Genomic DNA, 8,662 nt, shown 5'->3' on the forward strand with positions numbered 1-8,662 from the left:
GCCGCATTGTGTCCCAAAAGAAAAGGCGCCACCATGGCCCGGAACAATCCGCCCTGTGTCCTCATCACCGGCGCCGCCCGCCGCATCGGCGCCGCCATTGCGCGGGAGCTGCACGGACGCGGCGCGCATGTCCTGATCCACTATCATCATGCCGCCGAGCCGGCCCGGCTGTTGGTGGATGAACTCAATACGCAGCGGCCAGACAGCGCACACTGCCATGCCGCGGACCTGCGCGAAACGGCTCAGCTCAAGGCACTAGCCGATGCCGCCTGGCACCGCTGGGGGCAGCTCGACGGTCTGGTGAACAACGCCTCGACGTTCTACCCGACGCCTATCGGGTCCACGACCGATACGCAATGGGAGGACCTCATGGGCACCAATCTGCGCGCGCCGTATTTCCTCACCCAAGCCCTGACGCCAGCGCTGCGCGCCACCCAAGGGGCGGTGGTGAACCTGGTGGACATTCATGCGGAACGGCCGCTCAAGGAACATTCCGTCTATTCGGTCGCCAAAGCGGGCCTCGCCATGATGACCCGCTCACTCGCGCGTGAACTCGCGCCCGACATCCGGGTGAATGGCGTGGCCCCTGGCGCCATTTTGTGGCCGGAACGGCCCATGTCGACGCTGGCACGCGAGCGGATCGTGGAACGGGTCGCACTGAAGCGCCCTGGCACCCCGCAAGACATTGCCCGCACCGTAGCCTTTCTTTTGTTCGAGGCACCCTATGTCACGGGACAGATTCTGGCAGTGGACGGGGGTCGCAATCTGGGGCATTGAACCAGGACGGATCGATGCCATCCACGCTTCCGGTCCGAACCAGCCAAAGGTACTCATCGCCGACATTGAATGCACAGTGCCCGATCACCGGCGCCGCTGCGAGCAAACTGTGCACCCCGCGCGCCGGCGTCAGCACCCATTGGGCCCGTAGGCGATGCAGATCCGGTGCATGCTCGGCCCGTGGGATCGGACGGTCGAGGTAGTAGACCAGGTTCGTCAAATCGGTCCGCCATGACACGAGTGGCTCTTCAGGACCCACCAGGCGGGCAAGTCGCACCGCCTCCGCGCGCTCGGCATAGCGATCCATGCCCCACATCTGCGGAATATAGGCCACGCTCGCGGTGGTGGTCATGAACAACGCTGCGGTGATGAGTATCCACCCGGGCAGCGACAACCCTCCCGGGCGACGGTTCTGACGCCAAGCCAACATCGCCAGAGCAAGGATGGCCGTGACACCGAGCAGGGGCCAGCGCGCCGAAGGCGCATACATCAGCCCAATACCGCCCACCAGACCCAGCATGAGGATCCCGTGACTGAGCAGCCAGGCCGGCATCCACCGCCGCAACCGGTGCGGATGCCAGAAGCGATCTGCCGCGAGCGCCAGCAGGACGCATAACGCGGGCAATGCGGGCAGCATGTAATACCAGCGTTCCTGGGGTCCGAAACTGAGTGCCACGGCGGGTAGTACCACCACCAACGCCAACCAGGTCAGGGCAGGCCGCTGGTGCGGCTCTAACCGGCGCAAGACGATCAGGGCCGGCAGCAAACCCACCCACGGCAGCACCAGCTGCCAGGTTCGATAAAAATAATAGGGGTTCCCATCCAATAGACGGGGTCGCAGCAAAGCCCCGCCGAGCTGCGAATTCTCCAGGGTCGCCATGCCGACACGCTCACCGAGCGCGTACCACCAAGGCACATTCAACGCCAACAGGATCAAGACGCCCGATAACGGCCGGAGCAGCGCCAAGCTGTGTGGACGCAACGGCACGTGCAGACGGGTGAACGCGGCGCAGGCTAAGATCAGCATAATGGGCAGCTGAGGACCCTTGGTCAGACACGCCAAGGAGAAAGCCAGCCACATCGCGAGCACCCAGCGCCACCGCATCGACGGTTCCTCGGCACGCCAGGCATAGACAAACCACAACAACCCCACTGCGCAAAAGAAGGCGTAGAGCATCTCGGGGCGGGCACTGTGGGTGTAATAGAACGTGCCGTAAGACGAAGCAGCGATGGCTGCGGCCATGAGGCCAATCTGGGGGCTCGCCAACGCTACGCCCAAAAGCCCGGTCACGGCCACCAACCCGCCGCCGGCGAGTACCGACACCAATCGTCCTTCCCACGGCGCGACCCGGTGGAGATCATTGGCCAGTTCGCCAACCAGCGCAGTCAGCCAGTAGTTCAGCGGGGGTTTGTTCAACCGGGGCACGTCATTCAGATAAGGCACGACCCAGTCGCCGCGATCATGCATCTCCTCGACCGTGCGGACCACGTAGGTCTCATGCGGCTCCATCGGTAAGTCAACCATGTTGGCCAAACCGACGAGGATCGTCAGGATCACAAGCGCCCAACGCCAGACGGCCATTTCACGACGGGTCATTCGTTGGCGTCTCCGCAAGTCCGGGCGGCTGCCGGACCAACCAGATACCATTGCTCCCGATGGGCGTGGCCCACGAGGGTAGCCAGTCGCGGTTCGAAACAGGGCACCAGCCGCTCTTCGGGCAACAGAACCCAGCGACCGGGCCGGGCCCGCATCCATTCGATCGCCTCGGCAGCCTCGCCAACGCGGTCGGCGCGGCGGTAACCAAACGTCGCAATCGGGCGGTCAGCCTGATAGAGAAACTGCTCCTTCCAATCCACCATGCCCAACTCGGCCTGCGGATCAAGGCGATCGACCACCTGACGCATCAGTACCCGCCCAGACCGCACGTCATCCAGCATCGGGGCGCCCCAGAAGCCATAGACCCACCAACCGACCAGCAGGGTCATGAGCAGCGCCCGATAACCCCGACGGGGACCCAGCCAGGCCGCCAACCCGAGCGTCGCCACGGTCATGATCGACAGCGGTGCCCATGGTTGAATCCGATAGCGCAGTGCCAGCTCCTGCACCAACGCATCGTCGATCCAGGCCAGATAGAGCCATCCCGCCAACAGCCCCAGACCGAGCAGAACAACCGCACTCCAGACCACGAGCTGCACGGTTTTCTTGCGGAGCAAGCCCGGCAGGAGGGGGGCGCACGCCAGCGCAAAAGCAGGCAGCGCGGGTAACACATACAGACCCCGCTTGCCGCTGCTGAGGCTGAAGAACACCACCACGGTCACCACGTAACCAAGCAACAAAAGATAACGTGAATCGCCCCTTGCCAGGCGGCGGCGCCAAGCCGGAATCAACCAGGGAAGAAACAGACTCCCCGGCAACCAGAACAGCGGAATCACCTGCACCAGGTAGTACCAGAACGGTTCGCGATGTCCCCAGGCATCGACATAGCGGGTGACCGTCTGCCGCAGCAGCAGATCGTCCCGATAGGCTGCCAGAGCCGGGTCCTGCATGCTGACCCACAGCATGGGCCCCACCCAAGCGAGCAATATCACGCCGAACAGGATGAAACCACCCACGAGATGACGCAACGGGACTCCGAACAGCTCGACGCCCGCTCGACGGCGCAACAATGCCGCAATCGGCAGGACGATGAGTGGCAAGAATGCCACCCCCTTGGTCAGGATTCCCGCCGCAATGGCGAAAAATCCCAAATACAGGGCCGGCAGATCGGGGCCGCGCAACAGATGTCGCAAAAAACCCCATAGGCCCAGTGTGGTCCAGAAACAAAGCAGCGCGTCGATCTGCGCCAATCTGGCCTGAAGCGTGAACTGCACGGTAAAAGCCAGCAGCAAAGCGGCCATCATACCGACGCGTGGATTCCACAGCCGCCGTCCCAGGTCGTAGGTCAACAACACAGTGGCCAGCGCAGCAAAGAGAGAAGGCAACAAGAAGGCCAGCCGCGGGCTGCCCGTAATCGCCTCGAAGCCGGCGATGGCCCAGAAAAAGACGGGCGGTTTGTCGGAATAGGGATGACCACCGATATGTGGAATGAGCCATTGCCCGCTGGACAGCATCTCGCGCGCGATCTGCGCGAAGCGCGGCTCATCCGCCGGCCAAGGATCGCGCAGACCCAAACCGGGCCCGAACAAAACGAGTCCGACCACGAACAGGACGAAGCGATCGCGTCGCCGATGAGCGGCGCGAGTAATCTTTGCGTCAGTCATCAGGATTTCAGGTGTTGATCAAGCGATGTCAGCGAATCATCTTCACGGCGCACCCAGTACAGATTGCGGGCGTAAACGAACAGGCCGCTGGCCTGACCCACAATGAACACCGGATCGCGCTTGTAGATGGCATAGGTCAGCAATGTGAGGCCACCGGCCACACTGAAATACCAGAACTGGACCGGGATCACGCTGCGCTTGGCTTTCTCGCTGTAAAGCCATTGCACCAGAAAACGCATGGAAAAAAGCGCCTGTCCAGCAAAACCGACACCCAGCCAAATAGTTTCAGTCCAGTTCATGAATCTTCCCTCGCCTGAAAGTCCAGGCGCCCACGCCGCCGCAACCACATCACCCCAAACAGGTCGACCAGACCCGCCCAGAGCCGGTTGTTGAGCCCGTATTTGGATTTCCCGCCACCGCGGGGCCGGTGATTGACGCCAATGCACTGCACCGCGGCACCCGCGCGCAACGCGAGTGCTGGCATGAAGCGATGCATATGGTCGAAATAAGGTAGTTCGAGATAGAGCGATCGCGGCAACAGTTTGATACCACACCCACTGTCCGGCGTCTGGTCCTGCAGGAGCGCGGCCCGCACCGCATTGGCCACACGGGATGAAACCCGCCGGAGCCAGTCGTCCTCGCGTCGTGTGCGAGCCCCCTGGATCAGCACACGGGCCGGCGGATCGAGATCGATCTGCGTGCGGCCGAGCAGTCGGGGCAGATCGGCCGGATCGTTCTGACCATCACCGTCCAAGGTCGCAATCCATCGACCTCGCGCCGCCCGAACGCCGCTGGTGATCGCGGCACTCTGACCGGCATTGCGAACGTGGCGCAGAATCCGCAACCGGCTGCCAAACGCGTCTTTCAACTGCACGAGCTGATCCACCGTGGCATCGGTGCTGCCGTCATCGACGAAAATCATCTCAAAGGGAATCACCCCATCGAGTACTTGGCCAATTTCACGCGCCAAGGTCGCAACATTGGCCGCTTCATCCTTGACAGGAATCACGACAGAAACCAGTGGATCAGCTTGCATGCAGACGTCTTTCCAGAATGAGTCGAACAGTCGAGCAGGGGTTTAGCATAGCCAAGCAGTTCATTGTAACCGCAGCGCGGACCGGAGAATGCATTGCCCCATCAGGGCAAAGCGTTGACATCGCTGAGCACCCGAATTTGCGCCGCTTCTCGCAGCACCAGGTAATGACCCCGATAGGGTCGGCACAACAGACTGGGCGGGACGATGCAATCGCGTTCCCGATCCACCTCGTCGATCAGGATGCCGGCGGGATTCTGCGCGGCCCAAAGCCGTCCCGCCTCGTGGTCTTTCAACAATGCCGGCGTCTGTTCCAGACGACCGAGAAACTGGAACTGGCCGCGATAGGTCCCCACGAAAGCCAACGGATGTCCATCCCGCTCCAGCGCGCCGAGCATACGACTCACTTCGGTCAGATCGAATCTCGACCGCGCTTCACGGATCACGGACAGGTGCCCGAACACGAGCATCGAAGCCATCAGCATCCCCAGCAGCGGCACCTGTCGGGCGAATCCCGAATGCGGCATGCGCCAGATCAGCACCATCAGCGGCAGCACGCTCAATCCCCACAGTGGAGACAGATCGGCAACCCAGCTGGTATCGCCGCGCACCCGTGTCCAGATCGGCGCCACCGTGAGCGCCACGGCAATCACGGCCAGTGCGCCCGCCATCGGGCGCAGGGAAAACGATTGCGGCGCCGCCACCATGCCGCGTGCCGCCAATAGCATCAGCGCCGGCAACAACGGCAAAAGGTAATGTGGCTGCTTGCCACTCACCATGGAGCAAAGCACCACGCCAGGCAGGAATGCGGCGAGGCAGAAACGCACCCCACGATCGATACCAGTCTGGGCCACAGCCCTCGCAACGGCGCGATAAAACGCCGGAAACAGCGACCAGGGCAGCACCATCAGCGGCAGCACCGGAAGATACCACCACCATGGCCGACGATGCGCAAAGGACTCGAGTGCCCGCCCCGCGCTCTGGCGCCAGAGCAGATCGGCCGCGTAGGACTGCCCGCCCAAGAGTGCCGCCGGCAACGCCCAAGCAAGCGCAATGAGCACCATGATCCCGATGGCCCGCAGCAGCCCCCTGCCCCACACCGCCCATCCCGGCCACATTGGATGCCACCAGGGCGCCAGCACGGCCGGGGGAAAGACAAAAAGCGCGATGATCGGCCCCTTGGTCAGCAGGCCCAATCCCAATGCCGCCCCCATCCAGGCGAATCCGGCGCGCGGCCGTTGCGTCGCCTGCCACAGCCCCGTCCACGCCAGCAGTGTCCAGAGCACCATCAGGCCATCGAACATCAACATGCCATGGAAGCCGGCCCAGTAAAGACCGAACAACAGCAGCCACGGCAACAGCCAGGCAACCGGCGCATGTTCCGGCCAGAGCCGGCGCGCCAGAGCGCGGCCCAGCAGCGCGCTGGCCAGTCCCGCTAGCGGCGCGATCAGTCGCGGCCACAGATCGTTCACGCCGAACGCCATCCACCCCAGGTGCATGAGCCAGAAGAGGATCGGGGGTTTATGCGGGTAGGGCGCCCCATTGAGATGAGGGACCAGCCATTGCCCGTTGTGCCACATCTCCCAAGCGACAGTGGCATAGCGCGTCTCGTCGATCGGCCATAGCGTCCGCGTCGATGCGGCAACGGTGATGAACAATGCCCATACGAAAAGCCATCCCCAGTGCGCCGACCACCGAATCGCGCGCACCCCGCCATGTGTCTTCAAATCTCTTTATGCCCGGTCAGATCGTGGAAAGCTGCGAAACTAGACCGCACACCTTAACCGATTATTAAAAGCTTGCCACTGACCCACTTTCAAAACATGCGGGCATCCACGACCCGTCCGGGTGCCGCTGCCCATTCCGCGTTGCGCGAAACTTCAGCGTCGTCATCCTGACGCATTCATCCATTAGACTAATCGCAAGCATCCCCCGCCGATTTAGACCAATGCCGATCGACATGGACAGGTTCCGTCCTGGCATCCGCGCCGCCCGCTCGCCCTGCCACCAGTCCGCCTTGCCGGCGTTTCCCTGCAACAGTCGGTGGCTGGCCCTCGGTCTGGCCGTTTTCTTTATCGGGCAGACGGCGATCCGCCTCGCTTTTCCGCATGCCTTGGAAAGCGACGAGGCCCAGCAGGTGCTCTGGTCGCAATGGCTGACCAAGACCTACCCCGGCCAGCCCCCACTCTATACTTGGATCGTGATCGGACTCGGCCGGTTCAGTCCATCCCCGATCTGGACCCTGGCGGTGCTCAAGAACACGCTGCTGCTGATCTTCCATCTGTCGGTTCTAGCGGCCGGAAAACGCTTGTTCGCGGACCCCTTCCGACCTGTCCTGGCCACCGTTTCACTCTTCCTGATCCCCCAGATCGCCTGGGAATCACAGCGCGATCTCACCCATAGCGTCCTGGCCATGAGCCTTGCCGCCATGCTGTTCGTGACGACGCTCGACTTGCTACGCCATCCGGCGCCGTGGCGAGCCGGATGCTGGGGCGTGTTGGCCGCTGCGCTGCTGCTGGCGAAACTCAACGGCCTGTACGTTCTGATCGCCATCAGCCTTGCCGCCGCTTGGACCGCCCGAAACGCCCAAACTCGCGCCGCCCTGGCATTGGCCTGGCTGCCCGCCATGCTCATCGCCGCCCCGGTCCTGCTGGCCCTGCCGGCCGAGCTCTCCGATACCACAGCGGCGCTCCGGGCCGATGCCCATTCCAGCCTCGGCGGCAGCCTGCAAAGCCTGGTGCTGGCCACCATCAGCTTCGTGCTGCCCTTTACACTGGTCTGGACGTTGTGCTTCCGGCCTTGGCGCTCAAAGTCGCCATCGTTGCGCCAGAATTTCAGTTTCTCATTTTACTTCAGCACATTGCTGGCCACCTTGATCTTTTCGGCGTGGGTGCTCAGCTTCCCCCATTTCAAGGATCGGTGGCTGCAACCGCTCTTGTTTCTCGTGCCCCTGTGGGCCTTTTCCCACACCGGTGACGGCTGCCTCGCTGCGGCCCGGATGCGACGATTCCTGCGACTGAGTGCCACGATAGCCTGGCTGATCCTTCTGCTCATGCCACTACGCATCCTGCTGGGCCCGGCGCTCGCCGACCCCAACCGCATGAATGTCCCTTATCCCGCACTCGCCGCCCAACTCGAGACTCAAGGCTTCCAGAACGGCCGCATCCTCGCCGCCGATGCGCTGACCGCCGGCAACCTCAAGTTGCAGTTTCCCGGCAGCGCCGTGGTCGACCCGGTCACACTGGCCCGTCTGGGATGGCCCGACGGTGCCCCCGCCGGTCCATGCCTGTGGGTCTGGCGGGCAACAGCCGAGCGCAGCGCCCCACCGGCATCACTTACCCGGCTTGCTACGACGGACGATCTGCCGCTGAATCCTCAGCCGCTCTACTGGGTGCCGACCTGGCCGGCCAGTGACGCCGCCTTCGCGTTCGGCTATGCCTTGACGCAAGATTGTCCGGACGCGGACTGACCCGCTCGTCCAGCACAGCAAACGACCGCTGGCGTGAAAAAGGCGACCCTGAGCGGGTCGCCTTTTTCAGCCGAGCCGGCCGCCAGCGATCGGTTCGGTGCGCTTCAGGCCTCAGCCATGCT

The 8,662-nt window shown here is 63.2% G+C and carries 7 protein-coding genes; 2 read left to right on the forward strand and 5 right to left on the reverse strand.

What is annotated here, in order from left to right; genetic code table 11:
* Nucleotides 1-33 precede the first annotated feature (33 nt).
* The gene (locus E4680_RS11320) at nucleotides 34-777 is read left to right on the forward strand and encodes a pteridine reductase (RefSeq protein ID WP_135282525.1); all 744 of its coding nucleotides are present in this window, start codon (nucleotides 34-36) and stop codon (nucleotides 775-777) included.
* Here the strand turns inward: E4680_RS11320 and E4680_RS11325 are convergent.
* From E4680_RS11325 to E4680_RS11345, 5 genes are all read right to left on the reverse strand, one after another.
* Complete coding sequence (locus E4680_RS11325; protein ID WP_167792487.1) at nucleotides 728-2,374, reverse strand: ArnT family glycosyltransferase; 1,647 nt, start codon at nucleotides 2,372-2,374, stop codon at nucleotides 728-730. The two genes, E4680_RS11320 and E4680_RS11325, sit on opposite strands and share 50 nt — an antisense overlap.
* Nucleotides 2,371-4,038: an ArnT family glycosyltransferase gene (locus E4680_RS11330; protein ID WP_135282527.1), complete on the reverse strand. Its 1,668-nt coding sequence runs from the start codon at nucleotides 4,036-4,038 to the stop codon at nucleotides 2,371-2,373. Before E4680_RS11330 ends, E4680_RS11325 begins: the two co-directional genes overlap by 4 nt.
* Nucleotides 4,038-4,337: a lipid-A-disaccharide synthase N-terminal domain-containing protein gene (locus E4680_RS11335; protein WP_135282528.1), complete on the reverse strand. Its 300-nt coding sequence runs from the start codon at nucleotides 4,335-4,337 to the stop codon at nucleotides 4,038-4,040. The genes E4680_RS11330 and E4680_RS11335 overlap by 1 nt, the downstream gene beginning before the upstream one ends.
* Nucleotides 4,334-5,074: a glycosyltransferase gene (locus E4680_RS11340; protein ID WP_135282529.1), complete on the reverse strand. Its 741-nt coding sequence runs from the start codon at nucleotides 5,072-5,074 to the stop codon at nucleotides 4,334-4,336. The genes E4680_RS11335 and E4680_RS11340 overlap by 4 nt, the downstream gene beginning before the upstream one ends.
* 101 nt (nucleotides 5,075-5,175) lie before the next feature.
* Complete coding sequence (locus tag E4680_RS11345; protein ID WP_135282530.1) at nucleotides 5,176-6,798, reverse strand: ArnT family glycosyltransferase; 1,623 nt, start codon at nucleotides 6,796-6,798, stop codon at nucleotides 5,176-5,178.
* A gap of 233 nt (nucleotides 6,799-7,031) precedes the next feature.
* Between E4680_RS11345 and E4680_RS11350 the strand changes: the two genes are divergently transcribed.
* On the forward strand, nucleotides 7,032-8,540 hold the full coding sequence (locus tag E4680_RS11350; RefSeq protein WP_135282531.1) for a hypothetical protein: 1,509 nt from the start codon (nucleotides 7,032-7,034) through the stop codon (nucleotides 8,538-8,540).
* The last annotated feature ends 122 nt before the right edge of the window (nucleotides 8,541-8,662 follow it).

The sequence above is a fragment of the Candidatus Macondimonas diazotrophica genome, from assembly GCF_004684205.1.
Taxonomy (GTDB): Bacteria; Pseudomonadota; Gammaproteobacteria; order UBA5335; family UBA5335; genus Macondimonas; species Macondimonas diazotrophica.